At 67.8% G+C, this 16,146-nt stretch carries 18 protein-coding genes; 13 read left to right on the top strand and 5 right to left on the bottom strand.

Translation table 11 applies throughout. The features are described 5' to 3' along the window. The first annotated feature begins 198 nt into the window (after nt 1–198). A complete protein-coding gene (locus B1L11_RS35400; RefSeq protein ID WP_218671512.1) occupies nt 199–1,647 on the top strand; it encodes an SMP-30/gluconolactonase/LRE family protein in 1,449 nt (482 codons plus the stop codon). 18 nt (nt 1,648–1,665) lie between these two features. Here the strand turns inward: B1L11_RS35400 and B1L11_RS35395 are convergent, their stop codons facing one another. Then, nucleotides 1,666–2,154 (bottom strand): PIN domain-containing protein, encoded by a 489-nt coding sequence (locus B1L11_RS35395; RefSeq protein WP_079319670.1) that lies wholly within the window; start codon nt 2,152–2,154, stop codon nt 1,666–1,668. Between B1L11_RS35395 and B1L11_RS52745 the strand changes: the two genes are divergently transcribed. The 3 genes from B1L11_RS52745 (at nt 2,153) to B1L11_RS35385 (ending at nt 3,024) form a co-directional block, all read left to right on the top strand. Beyond that, nucleotides 2,153–2,278, top strand: coding sequence for a hypothetical protein (locus tag B1L11_RS52745; RefSeq protein WP_256863169.1), 126 nt, complete (start codon nt 2,153–2,155; stop codon nt 2,276–2,278). The genes B1L11_RS35395 and B1L11_RS52745 overlap by 2 nt on opposite strands. Before the next feature lie 125 nt (nt 2,279–2,403). After that, the gene (locus tag B1L11_RS35390) at nt 2,404–2,610 is read left to right on the top strand and encodes a hypothetical protein (protein WP_079319669.1); all 207 of its coding nucleotides are present in this window, start codon (nt 2,404–2,406) and stop codon (nt 2,608–2,610) included. Between the two features lie 21 nt (nt 2,611–2,631). Continuing rightward, the gene (locus B1L11_RS35385) at nt 2,632–3,024 is read left to right on the top strand and encodes a type II toxin-antitoxin system VapC family toxin (protein ID WP_079319668.1); all 393 of its coding nucleotides are present in this window, start codon (nt 2,632–2,634) and stop codon (nt 3,022–3,024) included. 250 nt (nt 3,025–3,274) lie between these two features. Here B1L11_RS35385 and B1L11_RS35380 read toward each other — a convergent pair whose 3' ends face one another. Continuing rightward, the gene (locus tag B1L11_RS35380; protein ID WP_079319667.1) at nt 3,275–3,940 is read right to left on the bottom strand and encodes a TetR/AcrR family transcriptional regulator; all 666 of its coding nucleotides are present in this window, start codon (nt 3,938–3,940) and stop codon (nt 3,275–3,277) included. A gap of 105 nt (nt 3,941–4,045) precedes the next feature. Between B1L11_RS35380 and B1L11_RS35375 the strand changes: the two genes are divergently transcribed. Next, nucleotides 4,046–4,993 carry an SDR family NAD(P)-dependent oxidoreductase gene (locus tag B1L11_RS35375; RefSeq protein WP_079319666.1) on the top strand — a complete coding sequence of 316 codons (948 nt, stop codon included), beginning with the start codon at nt 4,046–4,048 and terminating at the stop codon, nt 4,991–4,993. On the opposite strand, the gene B1L11_RS35370 is transcribed toward B1L11_RS35375, so the two are convergent. Then, nucleotides 4,945–5,214, bottom strand: coding sequence for a VOC family protein (locus B1L11_RS35370; protein WP_179155469.1), 270 nt, complete (start codon nt 5,212–5,214; stop codon nt 4,945–4,947). The two genes, B1L11_RS35375 and B1L11_RS35370, sit on opposite strands and share 49 nt — an antisense overlap. A gap of 227 nt (nt 5,215–5,441) precedes the next feature. After that, the gene (locus B1L11_RS35365; RefSeq protein ID WP_079319665.1) at nt 5,442–6,323 is read right to left on the bottom strand and encodes an NAD(P)H-binding protein; all 882 of its coding nucleotides are present in this window, start codon (nt 6,321–6,323) and stop codon (nt 5,442–5,444) included. An 81-nt stretch (nt 6,324–6,404) separates the two neighbouring features. Here B1L11_RS35365 and B1L11_RS35360 point away from each other — a divergent pair, with 81 nt between their 5' ends. The 4 genes from B1L11_RS35360 to B1L11_RS35345 all read left to right on the top strand — a co-directional run bounded on the left by B1L11_RS35360 (nt 6,405) and on the right by B1L11_RS35345 (nt 10,573). Continuing rightward, entirely contained in the window at nt 6,405–6,968 is a 564-nt protein-coding gene (locus tag B1L11_RS35360; RefSeq protein WP_079319664.1) for a TetR/AcrR family transcriptional regulator, read from the top strand. Nucleotides 6,969–7,136: 168 nt separating this feature from the next. Continuing rightward, nucleotides 7,137–7,607 carry a hypothetical protein gene (locus B1L11_RS35355; RefSeq protein ID WP_079319663.1) on the top strand — a complete coding sequence of 157 codons (471 nt, stop codon included), beginning with the start codon at nt 7,137–7,139 and terminating at the stop codon, nt 7,605–7,607. Then, nucleotides 7,604–7,960: a type II toxin-antitoxin system RelE/ParE family toxin gene (locus B1L11_RS35350; RefSeq protein ID WP_079319662.1), complete on the top strand. Its 357-nt coding sequence runs from the start codon at nt 7,604–7,606 to the stop codon at nt 7,958–7,960. The genes B1L11_RS35355 and B1L11_RS35350 overlap by 4 nt, the downstream gene beginning before the upstream one ends. Before the next feature lie 1,194 nt (nt 7,961–9,154). Next, nucleotides 9,155–10,573, top strand: a complete 1,419-nt coding sequence (locus B1L11_RS35345) for a non-reducing end alpha-L-arabinofuranosidase family hydrolase (protein ID WP_256863168.1) — start codon at nt 9,155–9,157, stop codon at nt 10,571–10,573. A 248-nt stretch (nt 10,574–10,821) separates the two neighbouring features. On the opposite strand, the gene B1L11_RS35340 is transcribed toward B1L11_RS35345, so the two are convergent. Continuing rightward, a complete protein-coding gene (locus B1L11_RS35340; protein ID WP_079319660.1) occupies nt 10,822–11,883 on the bottom strand; it encodes a LacI family DNA-binding transcriptional regulator in 1,062 nt (353 codons plus the stop codon). A 142-nt stretch (nt 11,884–12,025) separates the two neighbouring features. Between B1L11_RS35340 and B1L11_RS35335 the strand changes: the two genes are divergently transcribed. From B1L11_RS35335 to B1L11_RS35320, 4 genes are all read left to right on the top strand, one after another. Then, nucleotides 12,026–13,378 carry an ABC transporter substrate-binding protein gene (locus tag B1L11_RS35335; protein WP_079319659.1) on the top strand — a complete coding sequence of 451 codons (1,353 nt, stop codon included), beginning with the start codon at nt 12,026–12,028 and terminating at the stop codon, nt 13,376–13,378. A gap of 68 nt (nt 13,379–13,446) precedes the next feature. Beyond that, nucleotides 13,447–14,352 carry a carbohydrate ABC transporter permease gene (locus B1L11_RS35330; RefSeq protein WP_256863167.1) on the top strand — a complete coding sequence of 302 codons (906 nt, stop codon included), beginning with the start codon at nt 13,447–13,449 and terminating at the stop codon, nt 14,350–14,352. Continuing rightward, nucleotides 14,349–15,173: a carbohydrate ABC transporter permease gene (locus tag B1L11_RS35325; RefSeq protein WP_079319658.1), complete on the top strand. Its 825-nt coding sequence runs from the start codon at nt 14,349–14,351 to the stop codon at nt 15,171–15,173. The genes B1L11_RS35330 and B1L11_RS35325 overlap by 4 nt, the downstream gene beginning before the upstream one ends. 5 nt (nt 15,174–15,178) lie before the next feature. Further along, nucleotides 15,179–16,093, top strand: coding sequence for an ROK family protein (locus B1L11_RS35320; RefSeq protein ID WP_079319657.1), 915 nt, complete (start codon nt 15,179–15,181; stop codon nt 16,091–16,093). Nucleotides 16,094–16,146: the final 53 nt, after the last annotated feature.

Below are 16,146 nucleotides of genomic sequence, written 5' to 3'. Positions count from 1 at the left end.
CCCCTCGGCCTCCCACACCGACCAGGGTGGAAGCCACACCGTGATCACGTCAGGAAATCCGAGAAACAGGCCCTAGTCGCCTAATTTCGGGACGCGGGACCAGCGGTGCGCCGCGTGCGTGCCGGTGGCCTCCCGGCCCCGGTCGGCACCCTGACACGGGCGGCAGTCGCCCGTCGTCGTTCGCGAAAGGACTTCCTGATGAGACGGAGTCTCGCCACCGTCGCGGCCACCGGACTGGCCGCGCTGGTCGCCGCCGGTGGAGTCGCAACGGTGACGACGCCGGCTGCGGCCGCCACCGCATGCAAGGTGACCTACAAAATCGTCAACCAATGGAGCGGCGGCTTCCAAGGCGACGTGGCCATCACCAACCTCGGCGATCCGATCAGCAGCTGGAAGCTGGAATTCGACTTCCCCGACTCCGGCCAGAGAATCGCGTCCGGCTGGAACGCCACCTGGACGCAGTCCGGCGCGCACGTGACCGCTACCAGCATGTCCTACAACGGCTCCATTGCCACCAACGCCACGGCCAGTGGCATGGCATTCACCGCGAATCTCACCGGCGCCAACCCCGTACCCACCACCTTCTGGCTCAACGGTGCCATGTGCAGCGGCCCCGTGACCCTCACCCCCACCCCCACCCCGACGGTCACAGCCACTCCGACGCCGACGCCGACCCCGACACCCACGCCGACCGTCACCACCACGCCGGGCATGCCGCGCCCCGGGGTCGGACCGTGCACGCCAGGCACGACCTACCCCAACCCGCTGCCGGCATCGTCGGTGACCGCCACCAAGATCCGGGACGGGTTCAACTTCCTGGAAGGCCCGGTCTGGGACGCCACCACCCAGACCCTGCTGCTGTCGCTCATGCGCGACGGCACCGGGCCAGAAGGCGTCCAGCCATCGGACGTTCTGCGGTACACCGAGCCGAACACCTTCCAGACCCTCATCCCCGACGCCGGCAGCAACGGCCTGGCCCTCAGCCGGGACGGCGGCACCCTGCTGGCCGCGACCCACGACCAGCGCAGCATTTCCTCCTTCAGCCTGCCCGACCTGACGCGCGGCGTGGTCGCCTCCTCCTACCAAGGCCGTGCCTTCAACTCACCCAATGACCTCACCGTCGGCGCCGACGGCACCGTCTACTTCACCGACCCCGACTTCCAGCGCGCCAACCGGCCCGACCAGATGTCCGGCCGCACCGGCGTGTTCCGGGTCAAAAACGGCGTCGTCTCGCTGATCGACGACACCATCCGGCAGCCGAATGGCATCGTGCTCTCCCCCGACGGCAAGACGCTCTACGTCGGCGGCAACGGCACGGGCCGAATCTACAAGTGGCCCGTCAACCCCGACGGCAGCGTCGGCCCCCGCGCCGACTTCGCGTCCCTGACCGGCTCGGACGGCGCGACCATCGACTGTGCCGGCAATCTCTACCAGGCCTCTTTCAACGATGGCAAGGTCCACGTGTACGCGCCGTCCGGCGTACAGCTCGGCACCATCGCCGCCGGACTGAACACCACCAACGTCGCCTTCGGCGGCCCGGACGGCCGGACGCTGTACATCACCTCGGGCACACCATCCCGCGGCGGGAACACCGGCAACTTCGGCCTCTACCGCGTCCGGCTGAACGTCCCTGGCTGGCCGTACTGACCTTCCCCTGAGAGCTGATCAGTCGCCGGGCAGGATCGTGAGTCGTTGCCCCTCGGGAAGATGACGAGGGGCAACGACAAGATAGTCGCGCTGATCCAGCGTGGCGACCTGGCGAAGGTCGAAGCGCTCGGCAAGGGCTATCACGCAGGCGTCCACAGCCTGTAGGCGGAGCGAGGCGTAGGCCACGGGCAGCTCGGACATTCGCCGATAGTCGTGAGGCGTCACCTCGATCACGCGGAGTTCGTCGTCGGCGATGGCACGCAGAACTCGGCCGCGAGAGCGGGGCTGCCGCGACGGACCGGATCGGAGAGTAGATGACAGATCTCTGTCACCGCGAGCGACGGCACAACGAGTCTGGCCCAATTCTGCGCCAGAAACCGGACACAGCGGGCGTGATCCTTGTCCGCCCTGTTGAATGCCGCGACGAGGGGTCCCGTGTCGCAGAGGATCACGCGGTGATCGCTCCGTCGGACTCCTCCTGGTGAGGATAGGTGAGGTACCGGTCATGATGGACGCCGAGGTCTGCTGGCCCTTGGAGCGCGCCGACGAGCGCGGCGAGATGCCGTGGAAGCGCGGGCTCGTCGAGGGGCTCCTCGATGTCGGCCCAGCCTTCGTTTCCGGCGAAGCTTGATCTCACAGGAACCAGCTGGCCCGGAGCCCAGGCTGCCCCGGGCCGACGCAGCCGCTCTCAGCGTGTTGCGATCAGCTGCCGATTGCGCGGCTGTCCGGGGCGGTCGCGCTGATTACGCTCGATACATGAGCGTGATGCGCGAGGAACTCCACCACCTGGTTGATCGGCTGCCAGAGGAGAAGGTGGCTCCTCTGCTCAGGCTCGTCCGCGATCAGCTTGAAGAGCCGCCTGTCGTACGCGACCTGCCGTTCATAGGCTTGCTCGAAGCGGAGCCGGATTTCGCGGAACGCTCGGAGGAGATTCTCCGTGCAGAGGACAATCACTCTTTGTGATCGTCATCGTACTCGGGTCCGTTGGTTGCGGCCGTTAACGTCCGGGACCGCCATCATCAGGCCTGCGCCCGACTTCTGCGGACCCACCCAGGGCCCTTGCTCGTCCCCGCCACCGTGGTTACGGAGGTGTGCCAACTCGTCGAGAAGCGGCAGGGGAGCAAAGCGGAGGCGGCGTTTCTGTGCTCCTTCGGAGCAGGTCTGACCTTGGTGGATCTCACAGAACGTGATCTGCAGCGTATGAGCGACCTGGTGGAGACGTACGCAAGTCTCCCGCTCGGGGCGGTTGATGCCTCTGTGATCGCCATTGCTGAGCGACTCGGCGTCACGGAAGTGGCAACGCTCGACCGCCGCCACTTCACCGTTGTCCGTCCGCAGCACACCGGTGCACTCATTCTGCTGCCCGAGCGGCTCTGAGGACCGTCCAGTTCCGCGGTCCTGAGTAGTGACCTATTGGTCAAACGGCACGGGCGCGAGGCTTGGGATTTATTGCCTGAGGTGAATCGCTACCACCAGCAATACCTCTTCAAGGTGCCCAACGGCTACTGCGGCATCGGCGGCACCAACGTCAAGCTAGGTGACCCATCCGGGTGGGCCGCCCGCCTGCCCGACGGGCCTGGTTCCGACCGAGGATCGAGGCTCCAGGACCTGTCCAGTGCAAGGCAGGTCAGTGGCGGGGTAGCACACCCAGGAGGGTTGCGGTCAGGGCCAGCTTCAAGGAGTCCTTCAGCTCCAAGTGGAAGCGGGCGAGGTCGGGCTCGGCCTGGTAGGCCGCCTGCAGGCTGGGTGGGGGTGCGCTGTACGCCGACAGCGCGCCGGCCATGACCATGGTTTGCAGGCTGAACAGTGTTGCGTTCTCGCCCAGCTCCGGCAGGTAGTTCTGGATCAGGGCGGACATGGTTGTCAGGCGGTCCAGGGAGGCGCGCTTGTAGCGTGCTACGACCTCGACGGAGACGTTGTGTTCCAGGACGCTGCCCTGGGCGCCGAAGAGGTCGCACAGCACCGCTCGGCTGGAGAGTGAGCGGCTGAGGATCTCTGCCACCGCTTCCGCTCGCTCCGCCATGGGGAGATTCTCGTCGATGCCGGCGGCCAACTCGCCCGCCAGTTCCGTCAGCCACTCCTGCAGGAATCGGTCCAGCAGTTCCAGCAGTACCGCCTCGCGAGACTCGAAGTAGCGCAGCACGTTCGGCTTCGCCAGGCCGACCCGGCGGCTGAGCTCGTTGAGGGTGACCGCGGCCACGGGCATCTCGTCGAGCATCGCCGACGCCATGTCGAGGATCGCCCGTCGGCGGATCTCCCGCTGCTCTTCGGTTCGCGCCCGCTGGAAAGCCACGCCCGCCAGTCTAATTTAAGTACCTCCGGTACGTTGACAACGTACCGCGAGTACCCTAGCGTCGTCGGCACAAGATACCTTCGGTACGTTACTTAGGAGCCTCGCATGAGCGAGAAGTGGACGACGGCGAACATTCCGGACCAACGCGGGCGGGTGGCCGTGGTGACCGGTGCCAACACCGGACTGGGGTACGAGACCGCCAAGGCGCTCGCCGAGCGTGGGGCGTCAGTGGTGCTCGCCGTGCGCAACGTCGAGAAGGGCGAGCAGGCCGCGGCCCGCATGACCGGCGACGTGACCGTGCAGGCGCTGGACCTGACCTCGCTCGACTCCGTCCGCGCCGCGGCGGCGGCGCTGCGGTCCCGGCTCGACAGGCTCGACCTGCTGATCAACAACGCCGGCGTGATGTACACCCCGAAGCAGACCACCCGGGACGGCTTCGAGATGCAGTTCGGCACCAACCACCTCGGCCACTTCGCGCTCACCGGGCTGCTGCTGGACCTGATGCTGCCGGTGCCCGGCTCGCGCGTGGTCACGGTCAGCAGCACCGGCCACCGCATCCGGGCCGCGATCCACTTCGACGACCTGCAGTGGGAGCGGTCGTACAGCCGGGTAGCCGCCTACGGTCAGTCCAAGCTGGCCAACCTGATGTTCACGTACGAGCTGCAGCGCCGGCTCGCCACGCACGGCACGACCATCGCGGTGGCTGCGCACCCCGGCGTCTCCAGCACCGAGCTCGCCCGCAACACCCCCGCGGCCATCCGGCTTCCGCTCACCTGGCTCGCGCCGCTGATCACCCAGACGCCGGCCATGGGCGCGTTGCCGACCCTGCGTGCCGCCACCGACCCCGCCGTGCTCGGCGGCCAGTACTACGGTCCCGGCGGACGCTTCGAGGTCATGGGCCACCCCCGGCTGGTCACCTCCAGCCCGGAGTCGTACGAGATAGCCGTCCAGCAGCGGCTGTGGGCCGTCTCCGAAGACCTCACCGGGGTGAAGTTCCCCGCCGTTCAGTCCAAGCAGAACTCGTTTCCCTCCGGATCGGCCATCACGATGTAGCCCGCGCTGGGAGGAGGCGCCGGCTCGTCGCGGCGCAAGCGGGTGGCGCCGAAACCGACGAGGCGCTCGCACTCCGCTTCGAGGGCGGCCATCCGCTCGTCGCCGTGCAGGCCGGGTGCGGCGCGTACGTCCGGGTGCAGGCGGTTCTTGGCGGTCTTGCCCTCGGGGGCCTGCTGGAAGAAGATCCGAGGACGTACGCCCCCGGGGTCCTCCAGAGACATCCGAGCAAGACCTCTCAACCGAGCTCGGCCGCGAATTGTTGCCCGAGGAGAACCGCTACCACCAGCAATACCTCTTCAAGGTGCCTAACGGCTACTGCGGCCTCGGGTGCCCGACTGGGCTGACGGCTTCTTCAGCGCGGCGAACGGTCCGTCGCCGTTGCCGGGTCCGATCGCACTCTTATGCCGATTTCTTGAGTGCGATCAGTGCGCCTCAAGCCTCGCTCGTGTCAGGATGTCCGAGCGTCCGCGGCGGGCTTGAGTACTTCCCTGCACCAGGTGCGGAAGTCCGTTGATGTGGGCGTGGCGGTCGCCCAGTCCGCGTCGTAGATGCCGTGGTCCTGTGCGGCGAACGCCTCGGTCACGTCCTTGACTGCCTGGTCGCCGGCGCCTCGGGAGCGCAGCAGCGACGCGTAGTCGTCCACGCTCATGCGACGGTAGGCGACCGGACGCCCGAGTTCCTGGCTGATCACCTCGGCCATGCCCTCAGGGGTCAGTCGGTCGGGGCCGAACACGGGGAGGTTCTCCTGCCCGGTCCAGGACAGATCGGTGAGCAGGTTGGCGGCGGTGCCGGCGATGTCCCGCGTCGCGATCAACGCCAGCGGCAGGTCACCTGCACAGGTCAGGTAGAACGCGCCCCCGCGGATCGCATCGAGTTGCCCGAGGAGGTTCTCCATGTAGAAGGGCATGGACAACGCCCGATACGCCGCACCGGACTTGCGGAGTTCGGCGTCCATCGCGAAGGCCGCCGAGAGGACGCCGGCTGGGGTCGGCCAGCCGTGGCCGGCGCTGGAGATCCCGACGACGTGACCGACACCATGGCGGGCGACGGCAGCGGCGCCCGCCCGGGCGAAACCGAGATAGTGCTCCTCGGCGCTCGGCGCCTGCGGATTCGGCGGGACGAGCCAGAACAGCGCTTCGGCTCCGGGTAGGGCCTTGTCGAGCACGGCCGGATCGTCGTGGGAGCCATCGATGATCTCGACCCGCTGGCGAACCGTGTCATCCAGACGCGAGGCGTCACGAACGATGACCCGGACCTCCTCATCCTGGTGAAGCAATTGACGGACCAGCCGGCTGCCGATCTGTCCTGTCGGTGTGGTGACGACGATCATCAGATCTCCTCTAACCTGAACATGAACTCCGGTTCCGAATATAGACGGCGTCCGCGCATTGTCAACTAGAGTGGAGTGACCATGACCGCTCCCGAACGCTCGCTGCGCGCCGACGCCCGGCGCAACCGCGAGGCCGTCCTCGATGCCGCCGCCGAACTGTTCGCCCAGCGAGGCGACGCCGTGCAGATGGACGAGATCGCTGAGCGTGCCGGCTTGGGAGTCGGCACCCTCTACCGGCACTTCGCCGACAAGCGAGCGCTACTCGCGGCGATCATCGGGCGCCGGTTCGAGGCGATAACCGACCTCGCCCGCGCCGCCGACGAGGCCCAGGATCCCTGGGTGGCGTTCGAGACGCTGCTCTACGGCTATCTGGAGTCCGCCGAGGCCGACGCCGCATTCCGCTTCGCGCTCCTCGGCCCGGAAGAGCCGAGCTGGAACGACATCGCCGCCGAGAAGACGGATTTTTCGGCGATCACCGAACGCATCGTGCGGCGCGCCGTCGACGTCGGCCGCCTCCGTGAAGACTTTCGCGCCGATGACTTCGTCCTGATCACCCGTGGTGCCATGGCCAACATGACCGGCGCCGGTGCCTGGCGCAGGTACGTCACGCTTGTGCTCGAGGGCATCCGCGGCCCCGAACGCTGATCACTGCTCCGTCCCGGAGACAAGGACGACATGAGCAAGCTCTGCGGCAAGGAGGGTCGTCTCGTACGCGTGTAGGCGCGGCGTTATCCCCCTCGGTTGACGCGGCCGTCTTGCCACGCGGGCGACCTTCGACCGCCATCAGAATGTGTTCTGAATTAGACTCTTGCTGTGAGCATCAGCAATGCCGACGCCGTCACCTTCTCAGACCTGTCGAGGAATCCCCGGGCCGTCGCCGAACGTGCCGCGCGACTCGGCCGCGTACGGGTGACTCACCGGGATGCCCAGGACTTCTACCTCACTGCGGCTGACCGTGAGGAACGACGCGAACAGACCCTTGCCACTGCTTCCCGCCTGTTCCTCGCCCTCATGAGGCATGATCCGACTGCCCGCGCGCTGGTCATCGCCATGCCTGAGGTCTTTCCCTGGGTTCGTCACCTCACCTCTGATGAGGTGCGAGCCTTCACCCTTGAATTGGTCGAGGCGCTCTCTGACGCGGCTGAGCTGGATGTCGGCGCCACTACTCAGGAAGTCATCGCAGGCTGGCGGGCCACCGCCCGAATCAAGGCCGACCCCGCGCACTATGCCCAGGCGCGTGAGGCGACGAGCGGAGACTTCGGACCGGTTGAGGTTTCGGTATGAGTCCGAAGCGCGGCGACCGGGTCACAGTCCCGCCTCCTGACAATGAATGGGACGTACGGTTCGGTACGAGCGATGCGGTGAAGGGCTGGGAGGAACTATGCCGTCACGCCCTGGCCAACACGCGCCGATGCTTGGAGACGCTGCGCGCCGATCCACGCTCACGCGCGGATCACGAGCGTCGGCATCGCCTACGTGGCGACCTTGCGACTCATCGCCATAACGGACAGGAGCTCGAGCAATGGGAGTTCGAGGTCACCAGCGGCGGGCGCGTGCGCTACGTGATCGATGACACTGCTCACACGGTATGGGTCGTCTATGCCTCGCCCCGACATCCGAAGGACACCGATGCGTGAAGCAGGCTGGCCCGCCGAGAGTCTGTGACCCCGTCCGAGGAGTAGCTGGGATTGCTGAGACTTCCGGGTGGCTGTCAGGCCTGCTCGGAGGTCTCGTTCTTGTCCTGGGCCACCAAGGACCGCGAGCCCGGCCGGGAGCGTCGCGAACACCTCCTCGTAGGTGACCGGGCCGCGAGCAGTGCTGACATTCGCCGACAGCCGTGGAGCGTCACCTCGATCGGAGTTCGTCGTCGGTGACGGAGTGGAGAACTGGACGAGCCGAGCGAGGGTCGCGGCCGCCGAGTGTGGAACCGATCTCGTGGTGACCCTCGGTGGCGGCGGTGGATAGCATGCGTGGCCTGGAAGTCCCTGCTCGCCGGGAGGGGGATAACCAATGGCTTGGCAAGGTCGCCACGGGCGTCAGCGCGCACTCGGTTGAAACTTTCATCACCAGCCGTCTTGCACGCGGTGCGGGCCGGGGCCGGTAATGCCAGTTGGGCGCGCTCCAGAAGGCTGAAGCGCCACCGGAGCTCTCGATCTTCCTCTTGACGCAACCCTGTGAGTCCTAGTTTGATCCGCCATTACCACCGGCATCGACACCTGTGGACGCGGCTCCTAGCGTCCCTGAAATGTGAGCGCTAACACGCGTGGCCTCGGAAAGGAGGGTCGCCATGATCGGAGGCGGTCCGCGGCTGCGCGCCACCTTATCGGCATCAAGGAGTGGCCGACATCGGGAGGGACCGAATTCCTGAGCGGCCTCACCCGGTCGCATTTGCTCCGTGCACCATCACCGGAAAGTAGCCGAGGGAGAGGAACCCGAGTTGCCGACATAATGTTAGCGATAACACCTTCGTGGTGACGGCCCCCTGCGGTCCGGCCGGCGATCGGCGCAACCGCGCTTTCGCCCCTCGAACGGCGTGATCTGTACGGTGGCGCGCCGGGTGATGAGGCGGACTCGTCACCGCGTCCACCATCGACCTTTTCCATCGCCCCTGCCGGGGCGAGGTCTCAAAGGATGCGGCGGGTCTCGAGCCCCGCACACGTACGACGACGAACCGACCGGCCGACTATCCCTGCCCGGCCCCGTGAGACCACTGCGGTTTTCCCTGGTGTGGCCCATTTCGCCACGCCTTCACCCCCAAGGAGAACGAAACAATGGATTCACCCCCCATTCGTGTGAGGAGCGGTCGGCGTCGTTCGCCGGCCGGTGTCCGCGTGCGCCTCGTGGCGACGCTGGCCACGGTGCTGACGACGGTGATGGCGGCCGCTGTGACGTGGTCGATGCCGGCGTCGGCGGCGGTGGCGCCGCTGGTGAGCGCGGCGTCGGGACGGTGCCTGGACGTGGCGGGCAACACCGACGCGCTGGGCACGAGCCTGCAGATCTGGGACTGCAGCGGTCAGGCGAACCAGGCGTTCGAATTCACCTCCGCGGGCGAGCTGCGCACGTTCGGCGGCACGCGGTGCGTGGACGCCTACGGCCAGGGGACCTCAAACGGCACGAAGGTCGTCATCTGGTCCTGCAACGGCCAGGCCAACCAGAAGTGGCAGCAGAACGCCGACGGCTCCATCAGGGGCGTGCAGTCGGGTCTGTGCCTGGACGTGACCGGCATGGGCACGGCCAACGGGACCGCCGTCCAACTGTGGGCCTGCAACGGGCAGAGCAACCAGAAGTGGAGCATCCCCGGAGGCGGCCCGAGCCCGTCTCCGTCGGTGACGCCGACCGGCACCTGCAATCTTCCGTCGACGTACCGCTGGACGTCGACGGGCGCGCTGGCGACTCCGAAGTCGGGATGGGTCTCGCTCAAGGACTTCACCAACGTCGTCTACAACGGCAAGCACCTCGTCTACGCGACGACGCACGACAACGGATCGAGCTGGGGTTCGATGAACTTCGGCCTCTTCACGAACTGGTCCGACATGGCCTCGGCCAGCCAGAACACGATGAACTTCTCCGCTGTCGCGCCCACGCTGTTCTACTTCGCCCCGAAGAACATCTGGGTGCTGGCCTACCAGTGGGGCGGGACCGCCTTCTCCTACCGGACCTCCAGCGACCCCAGCAACCCGAACGGCTGGTCGTCGCAGCAGACGCTGTCCACCGCGAGCATCTCCGGCTCGGGCACCGGGCCGATCGACCAGACGCTGATCGGTGACGGCCAGAACATGTACCTGTTCTTCGCCGGCGACAACGGCAAGATTTACCGGCAGAGCATGCCCATCGGGAACTTCCCGGGCAGCTTCGGCTCGAACTACACGACGATCATGAGCGACACCCAGGCCAACCTGTTCGAGGCGGTCGAGGTCTACAAGCTCCAGGGCCAGAACAAGTACCTCATGCTCGTGGAGGCGATGGGCTCGCAGGGCCGCTACTTCCGCTCGTTCACGGCCAACAGCCTGGACGGGACGTGGACCCCGAACGCCGCGACCGAGAGCAACCCCTTCGCCGGCAAGGCCAACAGCGGCGCCACCTGGACCAACGACATCAGCCACGGCGACCTGGTCCGCAGCAACCCCGACCAGACCAAGACCGTCGACCCTTGCAACCTGCAGCTGCTGTACCAGGGCCGTAGCCCCAGCTCCGGCGGCGACTACGGACTCCTGCCCTACCGGCCGGGTCTGCTGACACTGCAGCGCTGACGGCATGACGCGGGTCCGGTGTTCCTGACCTGTGAGCCCTGTCAGGGAGCGCGACCAGGACCGAATTGAGTTGAAGCGGCGGGCTCGGCGCAAGGCCGAGCCCGCCGCGGTCATGCGGAGAGGCAGTGCAGCTTGGCCGGGTCAGCGAACGCTTAGGCGCGCCGGCCGATCACATGTGCGTCGAGCGACCGCCCCCGAAGGAGCCGGTGCCGGATCGACCCGCGGATCGCTTGATCTACACCGTGCGGTCAGGTGCCCGGCGACGCGACCGACTGCCGGAGGCGGATGGGCATCGGCACGCGATGCACCTCGCCCTCCCCGCCGTCGTCCTCACGGTCACGGCCGATCTCCGTGAACAGCACGTCGACGGCCTTGCGCCCGAGCTCGTAATGGGGGAGGGCCACCGTCGTCAGCCGGGGGCGCATCCACGAGGCGATGGGGTGGTCGTCGAAGGACACGACGGAGACGTCGGCGGGCACCTCGAGCCCGAAGTCGTCGAGTGCCTGGTAGGCGCCCAGGGCGAGCCGGTCGTTGAAGCAGATCAACGCCCGCGGGCGCTCCTTCTGCAGCAGGGCACGGGTCGCGGCGAGGCCGTACTCCGGTTGCCAGTCAGGGCAGACGTGGCCGCCCGCCGGCTTGACCCCCGCCTCCGCGAGCACCTCGCGAATGCCGATGAGCCGTTCGACGGCCGCGACACTTCCGCCCGCCGGGACGTTGCGCCGTCCGGGGCCGGCGCCGATCAGGTGGATGCCCTCGCGATGGCCGGCGTCGAGCAGAGCCCTCGCGGCGACGCGTCCGGCCTCGATCTCGTCGGGGATGACCGAGGGCAGTGGTGACGGCTGTTTGGGGAGCGCGTTGAGCAGGACGGCGGGGGCGACCGTCATGGCCTTCGGCACCCTGATGGTTCTCGTGTACATCGCGGCCAGGATGATCCCGTCCACCTGACGGTCGTGCATGGCCTGCAGCAGGAGCCGTTCGAGTTCGGCGTCCCCTTCCGTCTCACCGATGAACAGCATGAAGCCGCGCTCCCGCGCGGCCTCGAGTGCTCCCTTGATCATGTCGCCGGCGAGCCGCGACGTGGCGACCGTGTCGGAAACAAAGCCGATAGTCCGAGTTGTCCCAGTTCGCAGGCCTACGGATACGATGTTCGGCCGGTACTGCAACTCGGCCGCGGCCTTGAGGACGCGCTGCTCGACATCCTGAGAGATGCGCAACTCCCGGCCGCGCCCGGACAACGCGAGCGACGCGGTGGTCGGCGAGACGCCGGCGATCTTGGCTACATCCGCCAGCGTGACCCGTCGTGGGCTCACCGGGTGACCTCCTGCGATGTGGGGGTTGACACCCCGCGACACGTGTGATGAGACTATCGCACTGCTAATCCGATTTAGCAAACCTGAGTCCTGGGGCGTCCGGTGCGTACCGGCGAGTCCCCGAGCAATCAAGGAGACGCAGATGTCGCGTCGAATTCGCTGGAGCGGGGCCGTACTCACGGTCGTGGTGGGAGGGACGCTGGCGGGCTGCGGGGCGCCCGGCGGCGACGCCCCTCAGCCGGAGGCCACCAGCGCGTCCCTGGCGGCCGCGCCGACCTGCGGTACGGCACCGGTCACGCTCAACGCCTATATCGAGACCGGCTTCCCCCTGCCGAAGGAGCTCAGCACCGAGTTCTCCAAGCAGCACCCGAACGTGAAATGGAACATCCGGGAGGACCAGTTCGCGGTGATCACGCAGAACGCGCCGCGCGTCCTCGCCGACGATCCGCCGGACCTGATGCGGCTTCCCCAGGTATCGGAGCTGGTGAAGAACAACCTGCTGAAGAACCTCGACGGCTACGCGAAGGCGTTCGGCTGGGATTCCTGGCCGGCCTCCCAGCTGGAACAGATGCGCATGGCCCCCGGTGGGAAGACCCGCGGCGAGGGGTCGCTGTACGCCATGGGGCTGAACTTCAGCATGACCGGCGTGTTCTACAACAAGAAGCTCGCCGCCAAGATCGGCATGTCGTCCCCGCCCGCCACCCTGGCCGAACTGGACGACGCGCTCGCGAAGGCCAAGAGCGCCGGCATCCCCCCGATCGCCCAGTTCAACGGCGGAGCCACCGGTGGTCTCGCCTTCCCGCTGCAGGACCTCATGGCCGCGTACGGTCCCTCGGGGCCGATCAACGACTGGATCTACCAGAAGCCGGGCGCCACGATCGACACCCCCTCCAACCTGCAGGCGACGCGTCACCTGGAGAAGTGGATCAAGGCCGGGTACTTCTGGAAGGACGTCAACGCCGTCGACTACGCGACGATGATGAGCCGCTTCATCAAGGGCGAGGGCCTTTTCATGTTCAACGGCGACTGGGAGTCGGGGAACCTCGACAAGCAGATGCCGGGCGACGTGGGCTTCTTCCTGATGCCGCCGGCGCAGCAGGGCGGCAAGCAGGCCGCGATGTCGGCGCCCCTCACCTACGGGATCAGCTCCAGGGCGAAGAACGCCGACTGCGCGGCGTTCTTCCTCAACTGGGTGGCGACCGACCCCAAGGCACGTGAGATCGGCGTGAAGGTCGGCGGGTCGCACCCGATGGGCCCGGCGGACGCCCCCATGCCGGAGGTGGCGAAGGACACGGTCACGGCGAGCACCCTGGACGCCGGGGCGAAGATCGCCGAGGACAACGGCGCGATGGACTTCATCGCCAACGCCACCGGCGCGATCTACGCCAAGAGCTGGACGCCCCAGTTGCAGAAGCTGGTCGCCGGGCAGCAGACCCCCGAGGCGCTGCTGAAGTCGGTGCAGAGCGACTACACGAGCCAGGTCGGGGGGAGCTGAGCACCGATGACACGGCCGACTCCCGACAGCGCGGTCGCTCCCCCTGCGACCCGCCCCGGCCGGCAGCCGTGACGAGGAAGCGGAGCCCCGCCCCCGCGACGGGGCTCCGCACGCCGAGCTGGGTCGGCTGGCTCTTCGTGGCTCCGGCGCTCATCGTCTACGCGGTCTTCGTACTGCGCCCGATCGCGCTGACCGTCCAGTACTCGATGTACCGCTGGGACGGCATCGGCCCGTCCACCTGGGCCGGACTGGGCAACTACGCCAGGGTGTTCACCGACCCCGACCTGTTCGCCTCCATCCTCAACGCGGTCAAGCTGATCGTCTTCTTCAGCGTGATCCCGGTCGTACTGGGCCTGGTGATCGCCTCGACGATCCGCCGGATCGCCACGAGCCGGCTCGCGCTGGTGGCGCGGACGATCCTGTTCCTGCCGCAGGTCATCCCGCTCGTCGCCGCCGGCATCGCCTGGAGCTGGCTGCTGTCGTCGAACGGACTGGTCAACCAGCTGCTCACGTACGCCGGGCTCGGCGGCGTGACCCGCGCGTGGCTGGGCGACTTCTCCACGGCCCTGCCGGCGGTCGGCGTGATCGGGGCGTGGGTGCTGCTCGGCCTGTGCACGATCCTCCTCCTGTCCGGCCTGAGCAAGATCGACCCGGCGCTGTACGAGGCGGCCCGGATGGACGGGGCGGGACCGCTGCGCGAGTTCGTCTCGATCACCGTGCCCAGCCTGCGGCAGGAGATCGGCGTCTGCGTCACGGTGACCGTGATCGCGGCTCTGGCGAGCTTCGACATCGTCTACGTCTCCACCCAGGGCGGCCCGGGGAACGCGACCATGGTCCCGGGGCTGGAGATCTACTACCTGGCCTTCTCCGAGCGGCAGGTGGGCATGGCGTCCGCGCTGGCCGTCGTGCTCATGGTGCTCGTCCTCCTCGTCGCCCTTCCCATCCAGTGGCTCACCAAGGACAGGTCCTCATGATCGTCGGACGCCGGGAGGCGTGGACCGGAAGGCTGCTGCTCGTCCTGCTGATGGCGGTCACGCTCATGCCGTTCGTCAGCCTGTTCGTCACCGCCCTGCACCCGTCCGGCAGCTACCCCTCGGGCCTGGAGTGGCCGCGCGATCCGCAGTGGGGCAACTTCGTCAAGGCGTTCCAGGCCGCGCGGATGATCGAGCTGGTGAAGTCGAGCACGCTCATCGTGCTCGGCGTGGTTCCCGTCTCGCTGCTCCTCGGGACGCTGGCGGGATTCGCCATCGGTCACCTGCGGATGGCGGGACGGAATCTCGTGTTCCTCGCGTTCGTGCTCGGGCTGACGCTGCCGTTCGAGGGCATCATCACGCCGCTGTACTACCAGGTGCGCGACATGGGGCTGCTGAACACGCGGTGGGCCATCATCCTGCCGCTCATCGGGCTGTTCATGCCGTTCGCGGTCTTCTGGATGCGGGCGCACTTCGTCAACGTGCCCGACGCGCTGTCGGAGAGCGCGCGGATGGACGGCGCGAACGTGTGGCAGCTCTTCTGGCGCATCCACGTCCCGCTCGCCATGCCGGCGCTGTCGTCCCTGGCCATCTTGTTGTTCCTGTGGACCTGGAACCAGTTCCTCCTGGCGATCGTCCTCGTCGACGACCCGCTGAAACGGACGATGTCCGGGGCCCTGGGCGCCTTCCAGGGGCAGTGGGGAACCGACATGCCGCTGCTCTGCGCGGGATCGCTGCTGATCCTGACCCCCACGCTCGTGATCTTCCTCATCTTCCAGCGCCGTTTCGTCACGGCTCTGCTCCAGGGCTCCCTGAAGGGGTGACGCGCATGGACGGAGCCGCCCCGTTCTACGGGGGGATCGAAGCGGGCGGGACGAAGTGGGTGTGCGCGGTCGCCGACGCCGGGGGAGGCCTTCTCTCGACCGAAGTGATCCCCACGAGCACGCCGGAGACGACCATCCGCGCCGCGGTGCGGTTCTTCGGGGACCACCGGCCGCTCGCCGCCCTCGGCGTCGGCACCTTCGGCCCGGTGGACGTGCGACCCGGCTCGCCGACGTACGGCCACATCCTGGCCACGCCCAAGCCGGGCTGGGCGAACGTCGACGTCGTCTCCCCGCTGCGCGCCGCGCTGGGCGTACCCGTCCGCCTGGACACGGACGTCAACGCCGCGGCGCTGGGCGAATGGCGGCGGGGGGCGGGCGCCGGGCTCGGCACGTTCGCGTACATGACCGTGGGGACCGGCGTCGGAGTGGGAGCGGTGGTGAACGACGGACTCGTGCACGGACTTCTGCATCCTGAGTTCGGCCACATCCGCATCCCCCACGACCCGGTCAGGGACCCGTTCGCGGGGAGCTGTCCCTTCCACGGCGACTGCCTGGAGGGGCTCGCGTCGGGTGAGGCGATGCGTCGGCGATGGGGACGTCCCGCCGAGCGCCTGGACGACCCGTCGGCCTGGGAACTCGAGGCCGAGTACGTCGCCCTCGCCGTCATGAACCTGACCTACGCGCTGTCGCCCGAGCGGATCGTCGTGGGCGGGGGCGTCGCCAAGCACCCCGCGCTGCTTCCGGCGGTGCGGGCGCGGCTGCTCACCCTCGCCGCCGGCTACCCGGGGGCGCCGCTGCCCACCGGCCCCGCGGCCATGGAGGAGTACGTCACCGGCCCCTCCCTCGGCGACCACTCGGGAGTGGTCGGAGCCGTGGAACTGGGACGCGCGGCGAGCGCCGAATCGACCCGCTTTCTGTGATGCGCCGGGAAACGCCCCGCGCGATTGAGTTGGAGGTTCTTCGAATGGCTCCT

It is taken from the genome of Microbispora sp. GKU 823 (assembly GCF_002027145.1).
Taxonomy (GTDB): Bacteria; Actinomycetota; Actinomycetes; order Streptosporangiales; family Streptosporangiaceae; genus Microbispora; species Microbispora siamensis.
This window is presented reverse-complemented; position numbering and strand designations above follow the sequence as displayed.